The organism is Streptomyces sp. NPDC050743, from assembly GCF_044456925.1.
Classification (GTDB): Bacteria; Actinomycetota; Actinomycetes; order Streptomycetales; family Streptomycetaceae; genus Streptomyces.
Map to the genome: position 1 here is coordinate 49,959 of NZ_JBITGJ010000010.1, position 23,088 is coordinate 73,046.

The window sequence follows — 23,088 nt, forward strand, 5'->3', positions numbered from 1 at the left end:
TGCAGGCGCCGGGACCTCCCTGGCACCGCCACTCACCTGAGCCGTCCATCGACCCGAACCGGACGGCCGAGGTTCGGCTGCCCAGGGCGGGGAAGCGCCGCGGCGCGGCTCGGCTCTTCCGGCGAGCGCCTACCCTGGAGCCGCAGGCAGCGAGCCGACCGACTGCCGTGGCCCGTCCGGGAAGGCGGTGGCGTTCCATGCGGTACGTGGCGGTGAGCGCGCTGAGCCATCCCGGGCTGCTCCGCGAACGGAACGAGGACAGCCTCGTGATCGGGCCCTGGACCCTGTGCGCCACGGTGACGGAGAGTCCGCAGACCCTGGTCTTCCCGCTCGGCACGCCCCTCGTCGTCGCCGTCGCCGACGGGCTCGGCGGCCATCCCGGCGGCGACGTGGCCAGCGCCCTGGTCGCCCGCCGGATCGCGTCCGTCGGCCCCGGCCTGAGCAGCGAGGACGCCGTCCGCGACGCGTTGAACGCGTGCAATCGCGCCGTGTACGCGGCCGCCGGCGGCGAGGAGGAGACCGAGCTCACCGCCATGGGGACGACGGTCGCCGGCATCGTCGTGCAGCCCGACTCGCTGCTGGCCTTCAACGTCGGCGACAGCCGCGTCTACGCGGCGTCCCGCGACGGGCTGCGCCAGGTGAGCGTCGACGACAACCCCCCGCTCGAACCCGGGCAGCACACCACGTCCATCGTCACCCAGTGCCTGGGCGGCAGCCCCTCGTACCGCGCCGTCCGACCCCATGTGACGGCCAAGGCCCTGTCTCCCGGCGACCGCTGGCTCATCTGCACCGACGGTCTGACCGATCCCCTGCCGGCGGATGTGCTCGACGAGGTGATGCGGGAGCACGACGACGGCCGCGCTGCCTTCGAGCTGTGGAAGGCCGCCATCGCCGCGGGCGGCCCCGACAACATCACGCTGGCTGTCGTACGCGTCTCCGACGAATAGCCCACGGCCGGGGAACACTCACGACGGGAACTCCCCCGACGAAAAGCCGTATCGACCCTGCAACCGCACGAAGCACGCCGAGGCCACAACCCGCAGCCGCGCCAGCCCCGACGCGGAGCGCTCGAAGCAGACCACCAGCTCATCGCCGCCCGGCCCGATCGGCTGCACCAGGCGGCCGCCCGGGCGCACCTGTGCGACCAGCGGCGCGGGCACCTCCGGGAACGCCGCCGACACGAGGACGGCGTCGTACGGAGCCCGGTCCGGCACACCGCCGCTGCCGTCGCCGACCCGCAGCTCCACGTTCCGCACGCCATGACGCGCGAGATTCACGCGCGCCCGGCGGGCTATGTCCGGCCGCATCTCGATGCTGACCACGTCCGCGGCCAGCCGGGCGAGCAGCGCGGTCTGGAAGCCCAGACCCGTACCGACCTCCAGGACGTGCTCCGACCCGTCCAGACCAAGACCCTCGATCATCATGGCGGAGAGCGAGGGCTGCGTGGTGACCTGCCCCTGACCGATGGCGACGGGTACGTCCCGGTAGGCGGCAGCCCGCTGATCGGCCGGGACGAATCCCGCCCGGGGCGTCGTCCGCACGGCCTCGAGCAGTCGCTCGTCCCCGACCCCGGCGGCCACGAGGGCCCGCACGAGATCGTCCGGTTCTCCGGGTACGGAGTTCACGGCCTGGTTCACCGCACCACCAGGTGGCGACGCCTACGGTGGAGACATGACCGAGATCGTCGTCTACGAACTCGACAGGCCTGTGGCAAAGCGCTCCACCACAGGACCGACGAGTGGCGCGGAACGGCACGTCCGCAAGGTGCACGCGGCACCGGCGGCACCCGGGTCGCACACGGCCGCGGGACCGCGGACCCTCTGCGGCAAGGACACCTTCGCCATGGAGACGACCGGCTGGAAGCCCTCCGAACACCCGGGTGCGCCCTGGTACCCCGAGGAGCACGCCTCGGTGGTCTGCCCGGACTGCGATGCCGTGATGGAGACCTGACCGGCGCACCGGCCGCCCGCCGCCGCGCCCACCGTGTTCCGGCCGCTCACCCGCGCTCCACGTACTCCTTGAAGTGCTCCAGATCGCTGCGGACGAGCCGTTCGATCGCGTTGGTCTGGGCGAACCCCTTCGGCCCGCCGAAGGTGTCGCGGAGCGTGCCGGGGTCGTACTCCAGCCGTGCCTGGATCCGGGTGTGGTTCTGGTCGATCGGCTGGACCGAGAAGGAACCCGTCAGCTCGGGAGCGCTCGTGGTGAGCCACTCCATCACGCGCTCACCGCGGTCGGTCACCTCGGCCTCGACCTCCCGGGCCCCGCCACCTGCCTCGACCTCCAGACGCGCTCGGCCCCCCGCCTCCGTACGCGCGTCCCGCAGGCCGTCCACGAAGCGGGGATAGTTCTCCACCCGGTGAAGGGTCTCCCAGGCCCTGTCGACCGGAACGTCGACGTCGACGTGCAGCTCAAGGGTGCTCATGGCTCACCTCCACGTGCAGCTCATGACGCATGGCCTTCCGCTTACAGTGTGCGCCCGGCAAGGCCGGACAGGAGCGGGGACAGGGCCCTTCCGGCAGCGCCTACCCTTGACGCATGACCAGCAGCAGCGACCGGAGCCCCGCAGTGGACGTTCAAGCACCCAAGACCTACGAAGTGCGCACCTACGGGTGCCAGATGAACGTCCACGATTCCGAGCGGTTGGCCGGCCTGCTCGAAGACGCCGGGTATGTGCGGGCCCCCGAGGGCTCCGACGGGGACGCGGACGTGGTCGTGTTCAACACCTGCGCCGTGCGGGAGAACGCCGACAACCGGCTGTACGGCAACCTCGGCCGGCTCGCGCCGAAGAAGGCCTCGCGGCCCGGCATGCAGATCGCGGTCGGCGGCTGCCTCGCGCAGAAGGACCGCGACACCATCGTGAAGAAGGCGCCCTGGGTGGACGTCGTCTTCGGTACGCACAACATCGGCAAGCTGCCGGTCCTGCTGGAGCGCGCCCGCGTGCAGGAGGAGGCGCAGGTCGAGATCGCCGAGTCGCTGGAGGCCTTCCCGTCCACCCTGCCGACCCGGCGCGAGAGCGCCTACGCGGCCTGGGTGTCGATCTCCGTCGGCTGCAACAACACCTGCACCTTCTGTATCGTCCCGGCCCTGCGCGGCAAGGAGAAGGACCGCCGGCCCGGCGACATCCTCGCCGAGGTGGAGGCGCTGGTCGCCGAGGGTGTCTCCGAGATCACGCTGCTCGGCCAGAACGTCAACGCCTACGGCTCCGACATCGGCGACCGCGAGGCCTTCAGCAAGCTGCTGCGCGCCTGCGGCAAGATCGAGGGCCTGGAGCGGGTCCGCTTCACCTCCCCGCACCCCCGTGACTTCACCGACGACGTCATCGCCGCCATGGCCGAGACCCCGAACGTGATGCCGCAGCTGCACATGCCGCTGCAGTCCGGCTCGGACACCGTCCTGAAGGCGATGCGCCGCTCCTACCGGCAGGAGCGCTACCTCGGGATCATCGAGAAGGTGCGGGCCGCCATCCCGCACGCTGCGATCACCACCGACATCATCGTGGGCTTCCCCGGCGAGACCGAGGAGGACTTCGAGCAGACCCTGCACGTGGTGCGCGAGGCGCGGTTCGCGCAGGCCTTCACCTTCCAGTACTCCAAGCGCCCTGGCACCCCGGCCGCCACCATGGAGAACCAGGTCCCGAAGGAGGTCGTCCAGGCGCGCTACGAGCGGCTCGTCGCCCTCCAGGAGGAGATCTCCTGGGAGGAGAACAAGAAGCAGGTCGGCCGCACCCTGGAGCTGATGGTCGCCGAGGGCGAGGGCCGCAAGGACGGCGCCACGCACCGGCTCTCCGGCCGTGCCCCCGACAACCGGCTCGTCCACTTCACCAAGCCGGAGCAGGAGGTACGCCCCGGTGACGTGGTCACCGTCGAGGTGACCTACGCCGCCCCGCACCACCTCCTCGCCGAGGGCCCCGTCCTCTCCGTGCGCCGCACGCGCGCGGGGGACGCCTGGGAGAAGCGCAACGCCGCCGAGGCCGCCAAGCCGGCCGGCGTCATGCTGGGCCTGCCGAAGATCGGGATGCCGGAGCCGCTGCCGGTCGCCACGGGAAGCGGCTGCGGCTGCGACTGAGGGCCGGGCGAGGAGCATCTCGTGCCGGCATGCCGAGTTGCGTCCCGGTGAGCGACCCGCGGCACGGGCTCGTCCCTCCCGGCGTGCTCATCGAGGACTGACTCCGCCGGCGGCGGTCGTACGGCGTACCCTGCCGATCATGCTTGTCGCCGCCGCAGTCTGTCCCTGCCCTCCGCTGCTCGTGCCCGAGGTGGCCGCGGGCGCCGCTCCCGAGATGGACGCCGCGCGCTCGGCCTGTACCGACGCGCTCGGTGTGCTCGCCGCCGCCCGCCCGGACCTCCTGGTGGTCGTCGGTCCCGCCGAGCAGAGCGGACGCGGATCGTTTCCGCAGGGCACTTCGGGGTCCTTCCGCGGCTTCGGGGTCGACGTGGAGGTACGCCTCGGCCCCGCCGAGGACACCGTCTCCGGGCGCGAGCTGCCGCCGTCGCTGGCCGTCGGCGCCTGGCTGCTGGAGCGGACCGGCTGGGCGGACGCCCCGATCGAAGGACTCGGTGTCGGGGAACCGCTCGCGTCCGAGCGGTGTATCGAAGCCGGAAGGGAGATCGGCGCCCGGGCCGGGCGGGTGGCGCTGCTGGTGATGGGGGACGCCAGCGCCTGCCGCACGGTCAAGGCGCCGGGTTACCTGGACGAGCGGGCGGCACCCTTCGACGCGGAGGTCGCGCGGGCGCTGGGCGCGGCGGACGTGGCGGCCGTCCAGGCGCTGGACGCCGAGCTGGCGTACGAACTGAAGGTCTCCGGCCGGGCCCCCTGGCAGGTCCTGGCCGGCGCCGCCGAGGGCGCGAACCTCGGCGGCGCACTGCTGTACGAGGACGCGCCGTACGGCGTGGGGTATGTGGTGGCCACCTGGTCCTAGTGGGGTGCCGGCCCCCGGGTCCTTGCGGGCCGGGGACTCCGGCGCTCGCGGAAACGGCGGACGGCCGGGAGCTGCCCTGCTCCACGGCCCTCCGCCGACCCGCCTGCCGTGCGGCCGCGTGCCCTTCGGGGGGGCTCGCCGCCTCCGCTCGGACCCATGCCGTCCAGGGGATTCAGGAAGCCGGAGGCGGGCCCTCCGGCGGGGTGGGCCGGGTGGGGGGCGTCGGATGGCCACCGGCCCTCTCCGGGCCGTGACCTTCCTTGTGCGCGAGTCGGTCGACCGCGTGCTTGGCCTTGCCGGTGCCCGCGTGGATCTTGTCGCTGTACTTGTGCTTGGTCCGCTCGTCCACGGCCTTCGCGGCCTTGTCGATCCCGTGCTGGACCTTGCCCCCGTGCTGTCGCGCGAGATCTGACACCTTGTCCCTGGCCGGGCCGAGCTTGGCCTTCATGTTGTCCATCAGACCCATGGTCCACCTTCCCTCGCGGGGCAGTTACCTGTGGGCGCCCTCGCTGTCGGCGGCCTCCTCGGCGGACTGCTGCTTGGGGATGCCGGAGCCGTCGGACGCGTCGTCCGCGGTGTCCTCCGACCGCGCCGCCGCGTCCTCGTTCCCGTCCCCGGCCGTCCCCGTCGCCTCCGCCGACCCGGCCGCCTTCGCCTCCGCCGAACCGGGTTCCTCCGCCTCGGCGCCCGGCTCCGCGCCGGCCTGCGCCTCGGCGGCCGCCGACACCTCCGGAGTCGTCTTCGACCTGCCGAGGAGTCGTGCAAAAACGCCCATATCCACTCCATACGGTACTCGTGCGGGCGAATTCCCGCGTTACCCGGTGCGTACGGTTGCGCCGCCCGGGTCACCGCCTCCGGCGGACCGGAGGCGGCACCTCGCCACGGGCAACGACCCGGGACCCCACCCGTCACGTAACTCGTTCGAGGCGCCGCCAGGAGGTTTGCGAGACTGGTGCGGTGAGCAGTCCATCCTCCCCTCGCGTCATCGCCGTCGTCGGACCCACCGCGGCCGGAAAGTCCGATCTCGGCGTCTTCCTGGCCCAGCAGCTCGGCGGGGAGGTCGTCAACGCGGACTCCATGCAGCTGTACCGGGGGATGGACATCGGCACCGCCAAGCTGACGCCCGAGGAGCGCGGCGGCATCCCGCACCACCTGCTGGACATCTGGGACGTGACGGTCACCGCCTCCGTCGCCGAGTACCAGAAGCTGGCCCGCGCCCGGATCGACGCACTGCTCGCCGAGGGCCGCTGGCCGATCCTGGTCGGCGGTTCCGGCCTGTACGTCCGCGGCGCCGTCGACAACCTGGAGTTCCCCGGCACCGACCCCGAGGTCCGCGCCCGCCTGGAGGAGGAGCTGGCGCTGCGCGGCTCGGGCGCGCTGCACGCCCGGCTGGCCGCCGCCGACCCGGAGGCCGCCCGCGCGATCCTGCCGAGCAACGGCCGCCGTATCGTCCGGGCGCTGGAAGTGATCGAGATCACCGGCCGGCCCTTCACCGCCAACCTGCCGGGCCACGACTCCGTGTACGACACCGTCCAGATCGGAGTCGACGTGGCTCGTCCGGAGCTGGACGAGCGCATCGCGCGCCGGGTCGACCGGATGTGGGAGGCGGGCCTCGTGGACGAGGTGCGCGCACTGGAGGCGGAGGGGTTGCGCGGGGGGCGCACGGCGTCGCGTGCGCTGGGTTACCAGCAGGTGCTCGCGGCAATCGCCGGGGAGTGCACGGAAGCGGAAGCGCGGGCCGAGACCGTACGGGCGACCAAGCGCTTCGCGCGCCGTCAGGATTCGTGGTTCAGGCGCGACCCCCGGGTGCACTGGTTGAGTGGGGCCGTGGCCGACCGCGGGGAACTTCCGCACCAGGCCCTGGCGTTGGTCGAACGACCGGTTACAGCCTGATCACGTCATGGCATCGGGATGCGCCGCGGGTCATCGCGGCCTTCGGTGCCGTGCCATCATCGAGCTTCGATCGACCAAGTGGAGCCTAGTTGGGAGGGCGCGTGGCGATGGAGGCCGGCCCTCGCGACACCGCACAAAGTGCCGAACATGTCACCACAGCGGGTGACGAACCGGAGCCGGGCGGCGGGCGTCTGACCGACGACTGCCTGGACGAGGACCGTCTGACCGAAGAGCGTCTGAACGGCGACCGCCTGGCCGGCCACCGGCTGCCCGAAGGCCGTCACATCGAGGACCGGCCGGCGGAGGCTGACGGTCGGCTGCCGGGGGACCGCTTCACCGACGACCGGCTCGACGACCGGCTTGCCGAAGATCGGCTCACGGCGGACCCGCTCACCGACGACGGCCTCGACGAGACGCCGGACGGCGTGACCGACGACGGGCCGGAGCCCGAGGAGATGTACGCGGGCGGTCCGGAGGTCGAGGTCGAACTGCGCCCGCAGCGCCGGCTCCGCCTCTGGCAGCTGGCTCCCATCGTGGGACTGTCCGCCGTCGGCTCCCTGATGTTCGCCTTCCCGCTCGCCTTCGACTTCGGCGACAGCGGCGCCGTCATCGCCATGCTCGGCCTGCTGATCTGCTCCTGCGCCGCCGGCTGGGGCATGATGGCCGCCCGCCGCGTGGGCTACACCTGGCCCGGCCTGCCGGCAAGGGGCTCCGGCCGCCGCCCGGACTGGCGGGTCGTACTCGGATACGTACTCCTGGTGGCCGTGGTCGTGATCCTCGCCGTCTGGCGGGTGGCAAGGCTCCGCTGAAGCGCCCCTGAAAGGGGCGCGGGGAACCGCGTGACCAACCACGGACAACCCGCGCCGTCCCACGCCTCGGCACCACCCCACCTCCCATCGGCCGAACCCGGCGGAGCGCTCCCGTCCCTTACGATCGAGGAATGAGCACGCGCACGCGGATCCCCTTCCTCAAGGGTCACGGCACCGAGAACGACTTCGTGATCGTCCCGGACCCGGAGAACGCCCTCGACCTGAGCCCGGCCGCCGTCGCCGCCCTGTGCGACCGCCGGGCCGGCATCGGCGGTGACGGGGTGCTGCACGTGGTGCGCTCCGCCGCGCACCCGGAGGCAGGGGCTATGGCGGCCGAGGCCGAGTGGTTCATGGACTACCGCAACGGCGACGGCTCGGTCGCCGAGATGTGCGGCAACGGAGTCCGTGTGTTCGCGCGCTACCTCCAGCACGCCGGACATGTGGGCGAAGGCGACCTCGCGATCGCCACGCGCGCGGGAGTGAAGACCGTCCACATCGCCAAGGACGGTGACATCACCGTCGGCATGGGCCGCGCCCGCCTGCCGGAGGGCGAGGTCACGGTGAGCGTCGGCGAGCACAGCTGGCCCGCGCGCAACGTGAACATGGGGAACCCGCACGCGGTCGCCTTCGTCGACGACCTCGCGCAGGCCGGCCACCTGTACGACCCGCCGCCGTTCAGCCCGGCCGCCGCCTACCCCGACGGGGTCAACGTCGAGTTCGTCGTCGACCGGGGCCCTCGCCATGTCGCCATGCGCGTGCACGAGCGCGGCTCCGGCGAGACCCGCTCGTGCGGCACGGGCGCATGCGCCGTCGCCGTGGCCGCCGCCCGGCGCGACGGCGCCGACCCGGCCGTCACGGGAACCCCGGCCACATACACCGTCGACCTGCCCGGCGGCCGTCTGGTCATCACCGAGCGGCCGGACGGCGAGATCGAGATGACCGGACCCGCCGTGATCGTCGCCGAGGGCGAGATCGACGGCGAATGGCTGGAAAACGCCGTCCGCTGAGCCGGCGTCACCACGACGAGGACGCCCCGCGGCTCCCGGATCAGCGGTTTCCGGTGCCCGGGGCGTTCGAAGTCCGAGAAGATCCCGTGGCAGTTGGCGCAAACCCCAAACCTCCTTTTCATCGCTCGAATGGGTGATCCGTTTCACGCTCGGCGAGAGGCGGTCGGTCGCACGTGGTGGGCTCGATAGCATCAAGCACCGGCACGGACGGGGGAACGTCGCCATCCCTGAGCCGCGTACGCCCTGGGGCCCCGTCCGCCGGTCCACGAGCCGGAGGTGCCCATGAGTGCGGAGGCCACGAACCCTGCGACCCCTGGCCCGGTAGCGCCCAAGGCGTCCGCGGCGGCCACCGCCCCCGCGGTGCCCAGGGCGGATCGCAGGAAGTCCCGGCCCCGGATCGACCTGCGCAGGCTCGGCCGGGCCGCGCTGCTCGGCCCCGCCGTCCGCGGCAAACTCCCCGACGCCATCAGCCATGTCGTGGAGGCGCACCGCGCCCATCACCCCGACGCGGACCTCGACCCGCTGCGCCGCGCCTACGTCCTCGCGGAGTCCTCGCACCGCGGCCAGATGCGCAAGAGCGGTGAACCGTACATCACCCATCCCCTCGCCGTGACCCTGATCCTCGCCGAACTCGGCGCCGAGACCACGACCTTGACCGCCTCCCTGCTCCACGACACGGTCGAGGACACCGATGTGACGCTCGACCAGGTACGGGAACAGTTCGGCGAGGAGGTTCGTTATCTCGTCGACGGCGTCACGAAACTGGAGAAGGTCGACTACGGAGCCGCCGCCGAACCGGAGACCTTCCGCAAGATGCTCGTCGCCACCGGCAGCGACGTGCGCGTGATGTCGATCAAACTCGCCGACCGCCTGCACAACATGCGCACCCTCGGCGTGATGCGCCCGGAGAAACAGGCGCGGATCGCCAAGGTCACCCGCGACGTCCTCATCCCGCTCGCCGAACGCCTCGGCGTGCAGGCACTGAAGACCGAGATGGAGGACCTAGTCTTCGCCATCCTGCACCCCGAGGAATACGAGCACACACGCGAACTCATCGCCGAGAACGCCGCCCGCCCCGACGACCCGCTCGCCGAGGTCGCCGACGAGATGCGCGGAGTGCTGCGCGAGGCGGGCATCCAGGCCGAAGTCCTCATCCGCCCGCGCCACTTCGTCTCCGTCCACCGCGTGGCCCGCAAACGCGGACAGCTGCGCGGCACCGACTTCGGCCGCCTGCTCGTGCTGGTGAGCGAGGACGCCGACTGCTACGGCGTCCTCGGGGAACTGCACACCTGTATGACGCCGGTCGTCTCGGAGTTCAAGGACTTCATCGCCGTACCGAAGTTCAACCTGTACCAGTCGCTGCACACCGCCGTCGCCCGTCCCGACGGCCAGGTCGTCGAAGTCCTCATCCGCACCCACCAGATGCACAAGGTCGCCGAGGCCGGCGTCGTCGCCCTCGGCAACCCGTACGCCCCCGCTTCCGACGCCCCGGCCTCCGACTCCTCCGCCTGCGACGCCCCCGCCGACGGTGAGCGCGCCGACCCCACCCGGCCCGGCTGGCTCTCCCGGCTCCTCGACTGGCAGCAGGCCGCCCCCGACCCCGACACCTTCTGGTCCACGCTGCGCGAGGACCTGGCCCAGGACCGCGAGATCACCGTCTTCCGCCCCGACGGCGGCACGCTCGGCCTGCCCGAGGGCGCCACCTGCGTGGACGCCGCGTACGCCCAGTACGGCGAGGACGCGCACGCCTGCATCGGCGCCCGCGTCAACGGCCGCCTGGCCACCCTCAGCACCGTCCTGAAGGACGGCGACACCGTCCAGCTCCTGATGGGACAGGACCCGGCCTCCGAGCCCTCCCGCGAATGGCTGGAGCACGCCCACACCCCGGCCGCCCGCATCGCCATCCAGCGCTGGCTGGCGACGCACCCCGGCGGCGGCACCGGTGCGCAGGACATGACCGGCACCCGCGCCGAGACCGCCGAGGACGCCGCCCCCGCGCGGCGCGCCGACGTCGCCCAGGGCACCGCCGCGTCCCGCCCGGCGGACGCGGCCGCCGCCGAGGGCACCCCCACGACCCGGTCGCGGCGCGCCGACGTCCTCGTGGACCGGCCGGGGGCCTCCGTACGGCTCGCCCGGTGCTGTACCCCCGTACCGCCCGACGAGATCACCGGCTTCGCGGTACGCGGGGGAGTGGTGACCGTGCACCGCGGGGAGTGCGCCGCGGTGGCGCACATGAAGGGCAAGGGGCGCGCGGAGATCGGCGTGCGCTGGGGGGACACCACCGAGTGCCGGGTCACCCTGGTCGCCGAATCGTTCGGTCGCCCCCATCTGCTCGCCGACCTCACCGAGGCCATCTCCTCGACGGGCGTCGACATCGTCTCGGCGACCGTGGAACCGCCCAGCCAGCAGCGGGTACGGCACACGTACACCCTCCTGCTCCCCGACGCGGCCCGCCTCCCGGCCCTGATGCGCGCCATGCGGGACGTCCCCGGCGTGTACGACGTGGCCCGCGCCCAGCATCAGGCTCCGGGCTCCTGAGGGCGCCCCACGGGACCGGCGCCGGAGCCGGATCGAGGGGCCGCCGCGCGTGGATCAGAAGGCCCCCGGAACCGAACCCGATCGGGTGGGCCGGGTGCGAGCCGCCGTCGGAGCGCGGGAACGCCCTGGTAGCGGTGGTGCATGCTGCTCAACCCCCGTGTCGGCCTTCGCGCCCGCTCCGCGTCCCGGACCCAGCCCAGGAACCAGTCCCGGACCCAGCCCAGGGTCTCCCGGCACCGGACGGCGGCCCTGCTCGCCTCCGCCGTCTCCGTCTGCCTCCTCGCCGCCGCGGCCCCGGCCGAGCCCTTCGGCATCGGCGACCGGCTCTACCCGGACCTCGGCAACCCGGGCTACGACGTGGCGTCGTACGACCTGTCCTTCACCTACCCCGGCACCAACGACAAGCCGCTCCAGGCCGTCACCACCATCGACGCCTGGACCACCGCCGACCTGGACCGGATCAACCTCGACTTCACCCACGGCACCGTGCGGTCCGTCGAGGTCGACGGGCGTCCCGCGACCTTCACCAGCGCCGGCGAGGACCTGGTCGTCACCCCGGCTCACGGCATCGCCGAGGGCAACTGGACTCGCATCACCGTGCGGCACACCAGCGATCCCGTCTCCGCCAAGGACCAGGAGGGCGGCTGGGTGCGCACCTCCGACGGCCTCGTCTTGGCCAACCAGGCCGACGCCGCCCACCTGGTCTTCCCGTGCAACGACCACCCGTCGGACAAGGCGATGTTCACCTTCCACATCACCGCCCCGAACGGCTACACGGCCGTGGCCAACGGTCTGCCCGCCGGAGCGGACCGGGTCGGCCGCACCACCACCTGGACCTACCGCACCCAGCACCCCATGGCCACCGAACTCGCCCAGGTGTCCATCGGCCGTTCCGCCGTGCTGCACCGCGAGGGACCGCACGGGTTGCCCATGCGCGACGTCGTGCCCGGCACCGACGCCAAGGCCCTCGAACCCTGGCTCGCCAAGACGCCCGGCCAGATCGCCTGGATGGAGAGCAAGGTCGGGAAGTACCCCTTCGAGACGTACGGCGTGCTCATGGCACAGGCCTCCACCGGGTTCGAACTGGAGACACAGACCCTCTCCCTCTTCGAGAAGAACCTGTTCACCGAGCCCGCCTACCCCAAGTGGTACGTCGAGTCGATCATGGTGCACGAGCTGTCCCACCAGTGGTTCGGCGACAGCGTCAGCCCCCGCACCTGGTCGGATGTCTGGCTGAACGAGGGCCACGCCACCTGGTACGAGGAGCTGTACGCCGAGGAGACCGCGCACCGGCCCATGAAGGACCGGATGAAGGCCGCCTACAGCGCCTCCGACCGCTGGCGCGAGGCCGGCGGCCCGCCCGCCCGGCCCAAGCCGCCCGCCCGCGGCCAGAAGATCGGCATCTTCCGGCCCAACGTGTACGACGGCGCCGCCCTGGTCCTCTACGCCCTGCGCCAGGAGATCGGCCGACCGGCCTTCGAGCGGCTGGAACGGACTTGGGTCCGCGAACACCGGGACTCCACCGCCACCACCGCCGACTTCGTCCAGCTGGCCTCGACCGTCTCCGGCCGCGACCTGAGCGGGTTCTTCAAGGCCTGGCTGTACGGCGAGAAGACCCCGCCGATGCCCGGCCACCCGGACTGGAAGCAGCAGGCACCGGCCAAGACCGCCGGGCGCAAGGCGCCGCGGAGCGCGCGATAACACGGTGACGAGACGGGCCGCCTCGTGCGACCATCTTCGGGTCGGCGCGAGACGGACCGGGAATCTCCCGGGGTACTCATACGTTGACTACACACGTGCGGTCCAGAAGGACCGCCCCACCCGACGCCGTAACGGCATCCCATCGACGTAAGGATCCAATGACCTCCTCTTCTTCCCCTTCCCAGGACGCCAAGCGCCTCGCGCACGCCTATCCCGAGGGTTTTCGGGCCGATGCCCTGATGGAAGAGGACGACGCCTGGAGCTACGAGATCGACGGCGAGCGGGACGGCGACCAGTTCGACCGCTCCGAGCGCGCGGCCCTGCGCCGTGTGGCGGGCCTGTCCACCGAGCTGGAGGACGTCACCGAGGTCGAGTACCGGCAGCTCCGCCTGGAGCGCGTCGTGCTCGTCGGGGTGTGGACCACCGGCACCGCGCAGGACGCCGAGAACTCCCTCGCGGAGCTGGCCGCCCTCGCGGAGACGGCGGGCGCGCTCGTGCTCGACGGCGTGATCCAGCGCCGCGACAAGCCCGACGCGGCCACCTACATCGGCTCCGGCAAGGCCCAGGAGCTGCGTGACATCGTCCTCGACAGCGGCGCCGACACGGTCATCTGCGACGGTGAGCTGAGCCCCGGCCAGCTGATCCAGCTGGAGGACGTCGTCAAGGTCAAGGTCATCGACCGTACGGCCCTGATCCTGGACATCTTCGCCCAGCACGCCAAGTCCCGAGAGGGCAAGGCGCAGGTCGCGCTCGCCCAGATGCAGTACATGCTGCCCAGGCTGCGCGGCTGGGGTCAGTCGCTGTCCCGGCAGATGGGTGGCGGCAGGGGCGGCCTCGCCACGCGCGGCCCCGGTGAGACCAAGATCGAGACGGACCGGCGACGGATCCGCGAGAAGATGGCGAAGATGCGCCGGGAGATCGCGGACATGAAGACCGGCCGCGAGATCAAGCGCCAGGAGCGCCGGCGCCACAAGGTGCCGTCCGTCGCCATCGCGGGCTACACCAACGCCGGCAAGTCCTCCCTGCTCAACCGCCTCACGGGCGCCGGCGTCCTGGTCGAGAACGCCCTGTTCGCGACCCTGGACCCGACCGTCCGCCGGGCGGAGACCCCGAGCGGCCGGCTCTACACGCTGGCGGACACCGTCGGCTTCGTACGCCACCTGCCGCACCACCTGGTCGAGGCGTTCCGCTCCACCATGGAGGAGGTCGGTGACGCCGACCTGATCCTGCACGTGGTGGACGGCTCGCACCCGAACCCGGAGGAGCAGCTCGCCGCCGTGCGTGAGGTGATCCGGGACGTCGGCGCCACCGACGTGCCCGAGATCGTCGTGATCAACAAGGCGGACGCGGCCGACCCGCTGGTCCTTCAGCGGCTGCTCAGGGTCGAGAAGCGCTCCATCGCCGTCTCGGCCCGCACCGGCCGGGGCATCCAGCAACTGCTCGCCCTGATCGACAACGATCTGCCGCGCCCGTCGGTCGAGATCGAGGTTCTCGTGCCGTACACGCACGGCAAGCTCGTCGCCCGCGCCCACACCGAGGGCGAGGTGATCTCCGAGGAGCACACCGCGGAGGGCACCCTGCTCAAGGTCCGGGTGCACGAGGAACTGGCAGCGGACCTGGCGCCCTACGCACCGGTCTCCGCGGCCTGATCCAAGGCCGCACCGCACAAAAGGCCCGCTCCCTCTCTTCGAGGGGCGGGCCTTTCAGCGCCCTGCGAGGGGCGGGGGCCGCATTGATATGGCTTCGCCGCGTGGGCGCGGGCAACCACCGACTACGGTCAGTCGCCGACGCGCCCCCTACGGCGAAGCGCGACGCTTGCGCCCTTACTGCCCGGCGAACTTCTTGCTCACCGACTCGTACACACCCTTGGCCACGGACCCCAGCCGCGGACCGGCCAGCCAGCCCGAGGTCACCGGGCCGATCGACGTGTTGGACACGAGCGCAGGCTTGCCGTCGGAACCCGTCTCCACCCAGCCACCGCCGGAGGAACCCGCGGTCATCGTGCAACCGATCCGATACATCGTCGGAGCCGACTGCTCGATGGACAGCCGGCCCGGCTTGTCCTCGCACTGGTAGAGCAGCTGACCGTCGAACGGAGCCGCCTCCGGGTAGCCGGACGCCGTGATGCCGTCGACCTTCGGCACCGCCGGAGCGTCGAAGTTCACCGGCAGCGCCCCGCCGACGGTCTCCTCCAGCGACCTGCCGCCGTTGCCCTGCTCCGGCGTCACATGGATCACCGCGAAGTCGTAAGGGGCGCCGTTGCCGCCGGTCTCACCGCCCTGGTCGATCCACTGCTGCGAGGTCCGCGCCGCATCGGCCCACCAGACACCGTACGGGGCGATCTCGGACCGGCTGGCGTTCTGCAGCTGAGCGACCGACTTGCCGGAGTTGTTGTACGACGGCACGAAGGCCATGTTGCGGTACCAGCCGCCGTTCTTGCCGGCGTGCACACAGTGACCCGCCGTCCAGACGAGGTTGGACTTGCCCGGGTGCGCCGGGTCCTCCACCACCGTGCCCGAGCACACCATGTGACCCTCGGGGGAGTCGAAGAACACCTTGCCCGAGGTGGCCGCGTTGGTGTGGTACGGCGGCGTGACCGCCTGGGCCTTCACCGGCTGCGGGGTCGGGTCCGTCACGCCCTGGTCACCGGAGATGTCGTTGTCGTCGACACCCTTGTTCGGGTCGTTGGCGTGGCGCATCCGGTCGGGGTCCCACAGGCCCTTGATGATCGGGTTGATGAAGTCGTTGGCCTCGCGCAGCCAGTCTTCCTTGTCCCAGTTCTTCCAGGCGCCGTTCTTCCACTTGTCGATGTCGATCCCGTGCTCCTTGAGCCTCTGCTTGAGGTCGTCCGGGATCCTGATCTTTCCGTCGCCGGCGCCGACCGCGGCCGCCGAGGCGGTCGGCTTGTCGTCGGCCTTGTCGCCGCCGTTGCAGGCGGTGGCGGTCAGTGCCAGCGCCGAGGCGAGGGCGACCGCCGCCAGGGCGGGGGAGGTGCGGCGGGAGCCCCTCCCTCGCCGAACAGTGAACGACGGCCGTATGGATCGCATGCTGTGATTCCCCCTGCTGTGAAGGTACTCGGCGCTTCGGCCGGGCCACCGGCCGGGAACTCATGGGGAGTTCATGCCGGTCTCCCGACCGTCTAGGAACGGCATCACACACTATGCGCTCGCTGTGGGGGACTTCCGACGGAACGGCAACGGTTCGGCCACAAGCCGTCTGACCAGGCCAACCATCCCAGGAGTGCCCGAATTGACGGCCGCTCACCGATACGGTCCACCGGGCTGCCGTCATCCCGTCCTGGGAACGATTTCGCGGAAAACCGTAACTCGTCGAACGGTCCGCGGTTGTAGCGGTGGGGGGCCAGCTGTCTGTATGCGGTCCCCGGGGATCAACTCGCCTCTGGACAGCGGGGAGGACAGCGAGCCGTGGCCGTTACGGAGTCGATGCCTGGGGGCATGCACGGGGAAACGCCTGCCGTGCACGAGGGAATCCTCAGACGTCAGTCGGCGCGTGAATCCTCCGCCCGCACCTACGCCCGGGCCCTGCCCATCGTCCCGGTCCGGGCACGGGGGCTCACCATCGAGGGCGCCGACGGCCGCCGCTATCTGGACTGTCTCTCCGGCGCCGGAACGCTCGCCCTCGGTCACAACCATCCGGTCGTACTGGAAGCCATCCGCGGGGTCCTCGACTCCGGCGCTCCTCTCTCCGTCCTCGATCTGGCGACCCCCGTCAAGGACGCCTTCATCACCGAGCTGTTCCGCACCCTCCCGCCCGGCCTCGCCGACCGCGCCCGTGTCCAGTTCTGCGGCCCGGCCGGTACCGACGCCGTCGAGGCCGCCCTCAAACTGGTCCGGGCCGCGACCGGCCGCACCGGCATCCTCGCCTTCACCGGCGCCTACCACGGCATGACCGCCGGCGCCCTGGCCGCCTCCGGTGGAGCCCATGACGTCCAGGTGGCCCGCCTGCCCTATCCGCAGGACTACCGCTGCCCCTTCGGCATCGGCGGACCGCGCGGCGCCGAACTCGCCGCCCGCTGGACCGAGTCCCTCCTCGACGATCCCAAGTCGGGCGTGCCACTTCCCGCCGGGATGATCCTCGAACCCGTCCAGGGCGAGGGCGGAGTGATTCCCGGCCCGGACGACTGGCTGCGCCGTATGCGCCGGCTCACGTCGGACCGGTCCATCCCACTGATCGCCGACGAGATCCAGACCGGGGTGGGCAGGACGGGCGTCTTCTGGGCCGTCGACCACAGTGGCATCACCCCCGACGTCATGGTTCTGTCCAAGGCCATCGGCGGCAGCCTCCCGCTGGCCGTGATCGTCTACCGCGACGATCTCGACGTCTGGCAGCCCGGCGCCCACGCGGGAACCTTCCGAGGCAACCAGCTCGCCATGGCCGCAGGCACCGCCACCCTCACCTTCGTACGGGAAAACGGGCTCGCCGAACGGGCGGCCGACCTCGGCTCCCGCATGCTCAGCCAACTCGGGGAACTGGCCGACACGTTCGCGTGCGTGGGCGAGGTGCGGGGGCGGGGGCTGATGATCGGGGTCGAGCTGGTGGACCCGGCGCGCGCCGGATCCGAGCCCGTCGACCACCACCCCGCGCCCCCGGGGCTGGAACCCGCCCACACCCCGTGTCCGGCCGCGCCCGAGCTCGCCGTGGCAGTACAGCGGGAGTGCCTCCAGCGCGGCTTGATCGTCGAACTCGGCGGCCGCCACTCGGCCGTGGTCCGGCTGCTTCCCCCGCTCACGATCAGCGAGGAGCAGGCGACAGCCGTCGTGGACCGCCTGTCGGACGCGGTGGCCGCGGTCGCCCGCAGTCACGAACAGCACGGCCCACACCCCGGCGGACACCACGGCCCTGGCCAACGCCCGGGCTGAGCCCGCACCCACACCACCCGCCCCTCGACGCCGGTACCGGCCTTCCGAAGCCCGACCCTTCTCATCCAACCGCACCCCCTTCCAAGGACGTTCAGGCCGAAACGGCCTCCCATGACACACCCACAGCCCTCTCGCCCGCCCTCGCCCCTCCCGCCGACCTGGCCCTCCGGCACGGCCAAGCCGACCGTCGACGCCGCCGAGGCAACTGTCGGCCACGCGGGAGCGGCGTCCGAGCGACGGCACGAGCCCAGCACCACCCCAGCCAGCCACGAGGAGCCGTCATGAACGCCACTCCCCCTCCCGACGGCAGCGCCGGCAATCCCGACGAACAGGGAGACTCCGGTACCCCGGCCTCGCCCGTGCCGCTCGTCGAGTCGGTCCCCCAGCAGAAGAGGCGCACCGCGGATCTCACCCGAGTGACCGAGCCCGGCGCCGACCTGCTGGAACATCCCGACCCGCACATCGCGGCCCAAGCCGCGGCCGTGGAGAACCTGCTGCGCTGCTGGGTACGCGAGACCGACCTCGCCGCCCCCACCGATGGCACTCTCCGCCTCCCGCTCCCGGCCAGCGGCATCTCCCTGCTCGTACCGGTCCGCTACTGGTCGCCGACCGGCACGCACCGCTTCGGCCCACCGCGCCTGACCGGCACCCGCGATGCCGCCCGGGCCGTCGACGCCGTCACCTTGGCGGCGCTGCTCGCCCGGGAGGCATCCGGTGACACGGCCGGCACCTCTCGGGTCCCGGACTCCAGTGCAGCCGGCCCCCACGACGACGGCGATCTCGTGGCCCGGGTGGCCGACTCGCTCCGCCGCACCGTGACCTTCATCCGCGACCGGCGCGAGCACCCCACCGACGGCCCCGACCTCTTCCTCTCCGCCGAGCAGGCCCTCCTCCTCGGACACCCCCTGCACCCGACCCCCAAGAGCCGGGAAGGCCTGACCGAGGCAGAAGCCCGCCGCTACTCACCAGAACTGCGCGGCTCCTTTCCCCTGCAATGGATGGCCGTCGCCCCCGCTCTCCTCGCAACCGACTCGGCCTGGACCGAGCGCGGTCGTCCCGTCCCCGCCGACCACCTCACCCGGCGCCTCGCCGAAACCGCCCTTCCCCTGCCCGACGGCCATGCCGCCCTGCCCCTGCACCCGTGGCAGGCCCGCGACCTGCGCCATCGCGAACCCGTCGCCGCCCTGCTCGACTCCGGTCTCCTCCGTGACCTCGGTCCCCTCGGCCCCGCCTGGCAGCCCACCTCCTCCGTGCGCACGGTCCACCGGTCCGGTGCTCCCGCGATGCTCAAGCTGTCGCTGGGTCTGCGCATCACCAACTCCCGCCGGGAGAACCTGCGCAAGGAACTCCATCGGGGAGTCGAGGTGCACCGGCTGCTGCGCACCGGCCTGTGCAAGCAGTGGCAGGCCGTACACCCCGGCTTCGACATCGTCCGCGACCCGGCCTGGCTCGCCGTCGACGACCCGCACGGCCGGCCCGTGCCCGGACTCGACGTGGTGATCAGGCACAACCCGTTCGGCCCGACCGACAACGTCGGCTGTGTCGCCGGACTCGTCTCGCCCCGGTTCCTTCCCGACCCGGAGAGCAACCCCTCGATCCAGCAGTCGACGTGGCCCATGCGCTCCCGGCTGGCCCAGCTCGTCGCCGCCCTTGCCGCACGCACCGGGCGGCCCGTGGGAGCCGTCGCGGCGGAGTGGTTCCTCCGCTACCTCGAGCAGGTCGTCCGTCCCGTGCTCTGGCTGGACAGCGAGGCCGGCATCGCCCTCGAAGCCCACCAGCAGAACACCCTGCTGCTGCTCGACGGCCACGGCTGGCCCGCCGGCGGCTACTACCGCGACAACCAGGGCTACTACTTCCGCGAGTCCCGGCGCACCGAACTGGATGCCCGGCTGCCCGGCATCGGTGAGCGCACCGACACCTTCGTCTGCGACGAGGTCGCCGACGAACGCTTCGCCTACTACCTCGCCGTCAACAACGTGCTGGGTCTGATCGGCACGTTCGGCTCCCAACGCCTGGCCGACGAGCGACTCCTCCTCGCGGCCTTCCGCCGCTTTCTCACCGACGTCGCCACAGGACCCGACGCACTGCGCACCTCCCTGCCCCGCCACCTGCTCGACTCGCCCGTGCTGCGCTGCAAGGCCAACCTGCTGACCCGGCTGCACGGCCTCGATGAACTCGTCGGCCCGGTCCACACCCAGTCCGTCTACGTCACCATCGCCAACCCCCTTCACTCCTGAGCGAATCGGACCTTCGCCCCGCACTTCCGAGGACCATGACCCACCTCGACTCCTGAGAGGAGCGCACCTTGCCTCCCACCGACGCGAACGCCGGCCCGAGCCCTGTCCACCCGGGCGACCCCGCCCACACCGGCGCCCCCGCCCACGCGCGCATCGTCGGTCCCCGAGCGCACAGCATGGGTGTCCGGAGTGCCCCGTTCACCGGGTTCGCCATCGATGACGACGACGGGGACTGCGAGGACACGCTGGACCTGCATCTGCCCGCGGAGTTCCTCGCACTCTTCACCGGAGGCACGGCCTACCTCCTGGACCAGCTCCCCACCTGGGGCCCGGTGGCCACTCGCGTCGGCTCCTTCCAACTGGTTCCCGTCCGCATCGATGAAGACCTGCCGCTCATCCATCACTGGATGAACGACCCCGCCGTCGCGGAATTCTGGAAGCTGGCCGGGCCCCGGAACCGGACGGAGGACCACCTGCGCGCTCAACTCGACGGCGACGGACGCAGCCTGCCGTGTCTCGGCATGCTGGACGGCACACCGATGAGCTACTGGGAGATCTACCGGGCGGACCTGGATCCGCTGGCCCGCCACTACCCTGCCCGTCCGCATGACACCGGGATCCACCTCCTCGTCGGCGATGCCGCCGATCGAGGGCGAGGGCTGGGATCCACCCTGGTCCGAGCCGTGGCCGACCTGATCCTCGACCGGCGGCCCGGGTGCTCACGGGTCGTAGCGGAACCCGATCTCGGCAACACCCCCTCCGTCGCGGCGTTCCTGAGCGCCGGCTTCCGGTACGCGGACGAGGTCGACCTGCCCGGCAAGCGGGCCGCCCTCATGATCCGGGACCGAGTCCTGCGCGATGTGCTGTAGCGCCCAGTGACGACGCGTTGACATTCGGTACACGGCTCGGGGTGCCACCAACCTGTCCGTCCGTCCCGAACCGTCCCCTTGAGCCGCCACCACTGTCCGAGCCATCGGCCCTGCCCAGCTCTCCCTCGCCCTCCGCCGCCCACGCCACTCAGGAGCCCGGCCGTGATCCCGCCCTCCCTGCCCGTCGTGATCGCCCGTTTGTCAGTGCCGGGTCGTAGGGTGGTCGGGCTATGACGAAGCCCTCACTCCCCGAACTCCTGCATGCCGCTGTCGCCGCTGTCGGCGGCACGGAGCGCCCCGGCCAGGTGACCATGGCCGAAGCGGTCGCCGAGGCGATCGACGACGGATCCCACCTGCTGGTCCAGGCCGGCACCGGCACCGGTAAGTCGCTCGGCTATCTCGTGCCCGCGCTGGCGCACGGGGAGAGGGTGGTCGTCGCGACGGCCACTCTGGCGCTGCAGCGCCAGCTCGTGGAGCGCGACCTGCCCCGTACGGTCGAGGCCCTGCACCCGCTGCTGCGCCGCCGCCCGGAGTTCGCCATGCTCAAGGGCCGGTCGAACTATCTCTGTCTGCACCGCCTGCACGAGGGCATGCCGCAGGACGAGGAGGACGGCCTCTTCGACCAGTTCGAGGCCGCCGCGCCCACCAGCAAGCTGGGCCAGGACCTCCTGCGGCTGCGGGACTGGTCGGACGAGACGGAGACCGGCGACCGGGACGACCTCACTCCGGGTGTGTCGGACCGCGCCTGGGCGCAGGTGTCGGTGTCGTCGCGAGAGTGTCTGGGCGCGTCGAAGTGCGCCTACGGCGCCGAGTGCTTCGCGGAGATGGCCCGCGAGCGTGCCAAGCTCGCCGAAGTCGTGGTCACGAACCACGCACTGCTCGCCATCGACGCCATCGAGGGCGCGCCGGTGCTGCCGCAGCACGAGGTGCTGATCGTGGACGAGGCTCATGAACTCGTCTCGCGGGTCACCGGCGTCGCGACCGGCGAGCTCACGCCCGGCCAGGTCAACCGAGCGGTGCGCCGCGCCGCCAAGCTGGTGAACGAGAAGGCCGCCGATCAGCTCCAGACCGCCGCCGAGGGCTTCGAGCGGCTGATGGAGCTGGCCCTGCCCGGTCGTCTGGAGGAGATCCCGGAAGACCTCGGTTACGCCCTGATGGCGCTGCGGGACGCCGCCCGGACGGTCATCTCCGCGATCGGCGCGACGCGCGACAAGTCGGTGCAGGACGAGGACGCGGTCCGCAAGCAGGCGCTGGCCTCGGTGGAGACGGTGCACGACGTGGCGGAGCGGGTCCTGAACGGCTCGGAGTGGGACGTCGTCTGGTACGAGCGCCACGACCGCTTCGGTGCGTCCCTGCGGGTCGCTCCCATGTCGGTGTCGGGCCTGCTCAGGGAGAAGCTCTTCGCCGACCGCGCCGTCGTCCTCACCTCCGCGACCCTCAAGCTGGGCGGCGACTTCAACGGCGTCGGTGCGTCCCTGGGCCTCGGTCCCGAGGGCGTCGAGGGCGAGGACATGCCGAAGTGGACGGGCGTCGACGTCGGCTCGCCCTTCGACTACCGCAGGCAGGGCATCCTCTATGTCGCGAAGCATCTCTCACGGCCCGCGCGGGACGGCGAGCGTTCCGACATGCTCGACGAGCTGACCGAACTCATCCAGGCGGCCGGTGGCCGCACCCTCGGGCTGTTCTCGTCCATGCGGGCCGCGCAGCTCGCGGCGGAGGAGCTGCGCTCCCGGATTCCCGAGTTCCCGATCCTGCTCCAGGGCGAGGAGACCCTGGGCGAACTGATCAAGAACTTCGCGGCCGCCCCGAAGACCTGCCTGTTCGGCACCCTGTCCCTGTGGCAGGGCGTCGATGTCCCCGGCCCGAGCTGTCAGCTGGTCGTGATGGACAAGATCCCGTTCCCTCGTCCCGACGATCCGCTGATGAGTGCCCGGCAGAAGGCGGTGGAGGACGCGGGCGGCAACGGCTTCATGGCGGTGGCCGCCACCCACGCCGCGTTGCTCATGGCCCAGGGCGCCGGCCGGCTCGTCCGCGCGTCGGGGGACCGGGGCGTCGTCGCCGTACTGGACCAGCGGCTGGCCACGGCACGGTACGGCGGCTATCTCAAGGCGTCACTGCCGGACTTCTGGTACACCACGGACCGTAACCAGGTGCGCAAGTCGCTCGCGGCGATCGACGCGGCGGCGAAGGTGGTGGAAGCGCAGCAGGCCGAGGCGAACTGAGCGTGGGCTGACAC

The 23,088-nt window shown here is 71.7% G+C and carries 19 protein-coding genes; 14 read left to right on the top strand and 5 right to left on the bottom strand.

Annotation, left to right across the window (positions count from 1 at the left end):
- Positions 1-197: 197 nt before the first annotated feature.
- The gene (locus ACIBJF_RS13515) at positions 198-947 is read left to right on the top strand and encodes a PP2C family protein-serine/threonine phosphatase (RefSeq protein ID WP_399173856.1); all 750 of its coding nucleotides are present in this window, start codon (positions 198-200) and stop codon (positions 945-947) included.
- A gap of 18 nt (positions 948-965) precedes the next feature.
- Here the strand turns inward: ACIBJF_RS13515 and ACIBJF_RS13520 are convergent, their stop codons facing one another.
- Positions 966-1,637, bottom strand: a complete 672-nt coding sequence (locus ACIBJF_RS13520) for a protein-L-isoaspartate O-methyltransferase (RefSeq protein WP_399173857.1) — start codon at positions 1,635-1,637, stop codon at positions 966-968.
- A gap of 34 nt (positions 1,638-1,671) precedes the next feature.
- Between ACIBJF_RS13520 and ACIBJF_RS13525 the strand changes: the two genes are divergently transcribed.
- On the top strand, positions 1,672-1,950 hold the full coding sequence (locus ACIBJF_RS13525; RefSeq protein ID WP_399173858.1) for a hypothetical protein: 279 nt from the start codon (positions 1,672-1,674) through the stop codon (positions 1,948-1,950).
- Positions 1,951-1,996: 46 nt separating this feature from the next.
- Here ACIBJF_RS13525 and ACIBJF_RS13530 read toward each other — a convergent pair whose 3' ends face one another.
- Positions 1,997-2,422: an SRPBCC family protein gene (locus ACIBJF_RS13530; RefSeq protein WP_399173859.1), complete on the bottom strand. Its 426-nt coding sequence runs from the start codon at positions 2,420-2,422 to the stop codon at positions 1,997-1,999.
- A 113-nt stretch (positions 2,423-2,535) separates the two neighbouring features.
- On the opposite strand from ACIBJF_RS13530, the gene miaB reads away from it, so the two are divergent.
- Entirely contained in the window at positions 2,536-4,065 is a 1,530-nt protein-coding gene (miaB, locus tag ACIBJF_RS13535; RefSeq protein ID WP_399173860.1) for a tRNA (N6-isopentenyl adenosine(37)-C2)-methylthiotransferase MiaB, read from the top strand.
- A gap of 139 nt (positions 4,066-4,204) precedes the next feature.
- Positions 4,205-4,918 carry a class III extradiol dioxygenase subunit B-like domain-containing protein gene (locus ACIBJF_RS13540; RefSeq protein ID WP_399173861.1) on the top strand — a complete coding sequence of 238 codons (714 nt, stop codon included), beginning with the start codon at positions 4,205-4,207 and terminating at the stop codon, positions 4,916-4,918.
- A gap of 172 nt (positions 4,919-5,090) precedes the next feature.
- Here the strand turns inward: ACIBJF_RS13540 and ACIBJF_RS13545 are convergent, their stop codons facing one another.
- Both ACIBJF_RS13545 and ACIBJF_RS13550 read right to left on the bottom strand, forming a co-directional pair.
- Positions 5,091-5,384 carry an antitoxin gene (locus tag ACIBJF_RS13545; RefSeq protein WP_399173862.1) on the bottom strand — a complete coding sequence of 98 codons (294 nt, stop codon included), beginning with the start codon at positions 5,382-5,384 and terminating at the stop codon, positions 5,091-5,093.
- Positions 5,385-5,408: 24 nt separating this feature from the next.
- Complete coding sequence (locus ACIBJF_RS13550) at positions 5,409-5,693, bottom strand: hypothetical protein (RefSeq protein ID WP_399173863.1); 285 nt, start codon at positions 5,691-5,693, stop codon at positions 5,409-5,411.
- 182 nt (positions 5,694-5,875) lie between these two features.
- On the opposite strand from ACIBJF_RS13550, the gene miaA reads away from it, so the two are divergent.
- The 6 genes from miaA (at position 5,876) to hflX (ending at position 14,515) form a co-directional block, all read left to right on the top strand.
- Complete coding sequence (gene miaA, locus ACIBJF_RS13555; RefSeq protein ID WP_399173864.1) at positions 5,876-6,811, top strand: tRNA (adenosine(37)-N6)-dimethylallyltransferase MiaA; 936 nt, start codon at positions 5,876-5,878, stop codon at positions 6,809-6,811.
- Between the two features lie 266 nt (positions 6,812-7,077).
- Positions 7,078-7,620, top strand: a complete 543-nt coding sequence (locus ACIBJF_RS13560) for a hypothetical protein (RefSeq protein ID WP_399173967.1) — start codon at positions 7,078-7,080, stop codon at positions 7,618-7,620.
- Between the two features lie 131 nt (positions 7,621-7,751).
- Positions 7,752-8,627, top strand: a complete 876-nt coding sequence (gene dapF / locus ACIBJF_RS13565) for a diaminopimelate epimerase (RefSeq protein ID WP_399173865.1) — start codon at positions 7,752-7,754, stop codon at positions 8,625-8,627.
- 282 nt (positions 8,628-8,909) lie between these two features.
- Positions 8,910-11,165, top strand: coding sequence for a RelA/SpoT family protein (locus tag ACIBJF_RS13570; RefSeq protein ID WP_399173866.1), 2,256 nt, complete (start codon positions 8,910-8,912; stop codon positions 11,163-11,165).
- 141 nt (positions 11,166-11,306) lie between these two features.
- On the top strand, positions 11,307-12,866 hold the full coding sequence (locus ACIBJF_RS13575) for a M1 family metallopeptidase (RefSeq protein ID WP_399173868.1): 1,560 nt from the start codon (positions 11,307-11,309) through the stop codon (positions 12,864-12,866).
- 158 nt (positions 12,867-13,024) lie between these two features.
- Positions 13,025-14,515: a GTPase HflX gene (hflX, locus tag ACIBJF_RS13580; RefSeq protein WP_399173869.1), complete on the top strand. Its 1,491-nt coding sequence runs from the start codon at positions 13,025-13,027 to the stop codon at positions 14,513-14,515.
- A gap of 174 nt (positions 14,516-14,689) precedes the next feature.
- Here the strand turns inward: hflX and ACIBJF_RS13585 are convergent, their stop codons facing one another.
- Complete coding sequence (locus ACIBJF_RS13585; protein ID WP_399173871.1) at positions 14,690-15,913, bottom strand: trypsin-like serine peptidase; 1,224 nt, start codon at positions 15,911-15,913, stop codon at positions 14,690-14,692.
- Positions 15,914-16,309: 396 nt separating this feature from the next.
- Between ACIBJF_RS13585 and ACIBJF_RS13590 the strand changes: the two genes are divergently transcribed.
- The 4 genes from ACIBJF_RS13590 to ACIBJF_RS13605 all read left to right on the top strand — a co-directional run bounded on the left by ACIBJF_RS13590 (position 16,310) and on the right by ACIBJF_RS13605 (position 23,074).
- The gene (locus ACIBJF_RS13590) at positions 16,310-17,746 is read left to right on the top strand and encodes a diaminobutyrate--2-oxoglutarate transaminase family protein (RefSeq protein ID WP_399173968.1); all 1,437 of its coding nucleotides are present in this window, start codon (positions 16,310-16,312) and stop codon (positions 17,744-17,746) included.
- A gap of 281 nt (positions 17,747-18,027) precedes the next feature.
- Positions 18,028-19,983 carry an IucA/IucC family protein gene (locus tag ACIBJF_RS13595; protein ID WP_399173872.1) on the top strand — a complete coding sequence of 652 codons (1,956 nt, stop codon included), beginning with the start codon at positions 18,028-18,030 and terminating at the stop codon, positions 19,981-19,983.
- A gap of 68 nt (positions 19,984-20,051) precedes the next feature.
- Positions 20,052-20,852 carry a GNAT family N-acetyltransferase gene (locus tag ACIBJF_RS13600; protein WP_399173873.1) on the top strand — a complete coding sequence of 267 codons (801 nt, stop codon included), beginning with the start codon at positions 20,052-20,054 and terminating at the stop codon, positions 20,850-20,852.
- Between the two features lie 230 nt (positions 20,853-21,082).
- Positions 21,083-23,074, top strand: a complete 1,992-nt coding sequence (locus ACIBJF_RS13605; RefSeq protein ID WP_399173875.1) for an ATP-dependent DNA helicase — start codon at positions 21,083-21,085, stop codon at positions 23,072-23,074.
- The last annotated feature ends 14 nt before the right edge of the window (positions 23,075-23,088 follow it).

What these genes read in the sequence shown, in the direction of transcription:
- ACIBJF_RS13515 (WP_399173856.1), top strand. Translation starts at nt 198, where the DNA reads ATGCGGTACGTGGCGGTGAGCGCGCTGAGCCATCCCGGGCTGCTCCGC.
- ACIBJF_RS13525 (WP_399173858.1), top strand. Translation starts at nt 1,672, where the DNA reads ATGACCGAGATCGTCGTCTACGAACTCGACAGGCCTGTGGCAAAGCGC.
- ACIBJF_RS13530 (WP_399173859.1), bottom strand. Translation starts at nt 2,422, where the DNA reads ATGAGCACCCTTGAGCTGCACGTCGACGTCGACGTTCCGGTCGACAGG.
- miaB (WP_399173860.1), top strand. Translation starts at nt 2,536, where the DNA reads ATGACCAGCAGCAGCGACCGGAGCCCCGCAGTGGACGTTCAAGCACCC.
- ACIBJF_RS13540 (WP_399173861.1), top strand. Translation starts at nt 4,205, where the DNA reads ATGCTTGTCGCCGCCGCAGTCTGTCCCTGCCCTCCGCTGCTCGTGCCC.
- ACIBJF_RS13545 (WP_399173862.1), bottom strand. Translation starts at nt 5,384, where the DNA reads ATGGGTCTGATGGACAACATGAAGGCCAAGCTCGGCCCGGCCAGGGAC.
- ACIBJF_RS13550 (WP_399173863.1), bottom strand. Translation starts at nt 5,693, where the DNA reads ATGGGCGTTTTTGCACGACTCCTCGGCAGGTCGAAGACGACTCCGGAG.
- dapF (WP_399173865.1), top strand. Translation starts at nt 7,752, where the DNA reads ATGAGCACGCGCACGCGGATCCCCTTCCTCAAGGGTCACGGCACCGAG.
- ACIBJF_RS13570 (WP_399173866.1), top strand. Translation starts at nt 8,910, where the DNA reads ATGAGTGCGGAGGCCACGAACCCTGCGACCCCTGGCCCGGTAGCGCCC.
- ACIBJF_RS13575 (WP_399173868.1), top strand. Translation starts at nt 11,307, where the DNA reads ATGCTGCTCAACCCCCGTGTCGGCCTTCGCGCCCGCTCCGCGTCCCGG.
- hflX (WP_399173869.1), top strand. Translation starts at nt 13,025, where the DNA reads ATGACCTCCTCTTCTTCCCCTTCCCAGGACGCCAAGCGCCTCGCGCAC.
- ACIBJF_RS13585 (WP_399173871.1), bottom strand. Translation starts at nt 15,913, where the DNA reads ATGCGATCCATACGGCCGTCGTTCACTGTTCGGCGAGGGAGGGGCTCC.
- ACIBJF_RS13590 (WP_399173968.1), top strand. Translation starts at nt 16,310, where the DNA reads ATGCCTGGGGGCATGCACGGGGAAACGCCTGCCGTGCACGAGGGAATC.
- ACIBJF_RS13595 (WP_399173872.1), top strand. Translation starts at nt 18,028, where the DNA reads ATGAACGCCACTCCCCCTCCCGACGGCAGCGCCGGCAATCCCGACGAA.
- ACIBJF_RS13605 (WP_399173875.1), top strand. Translation starts at nt 21,083, where the DNA reads ATGACGAAGCCCTCACTCCCCGAACTCCTGCATGCCGCTGTCGCCGCT.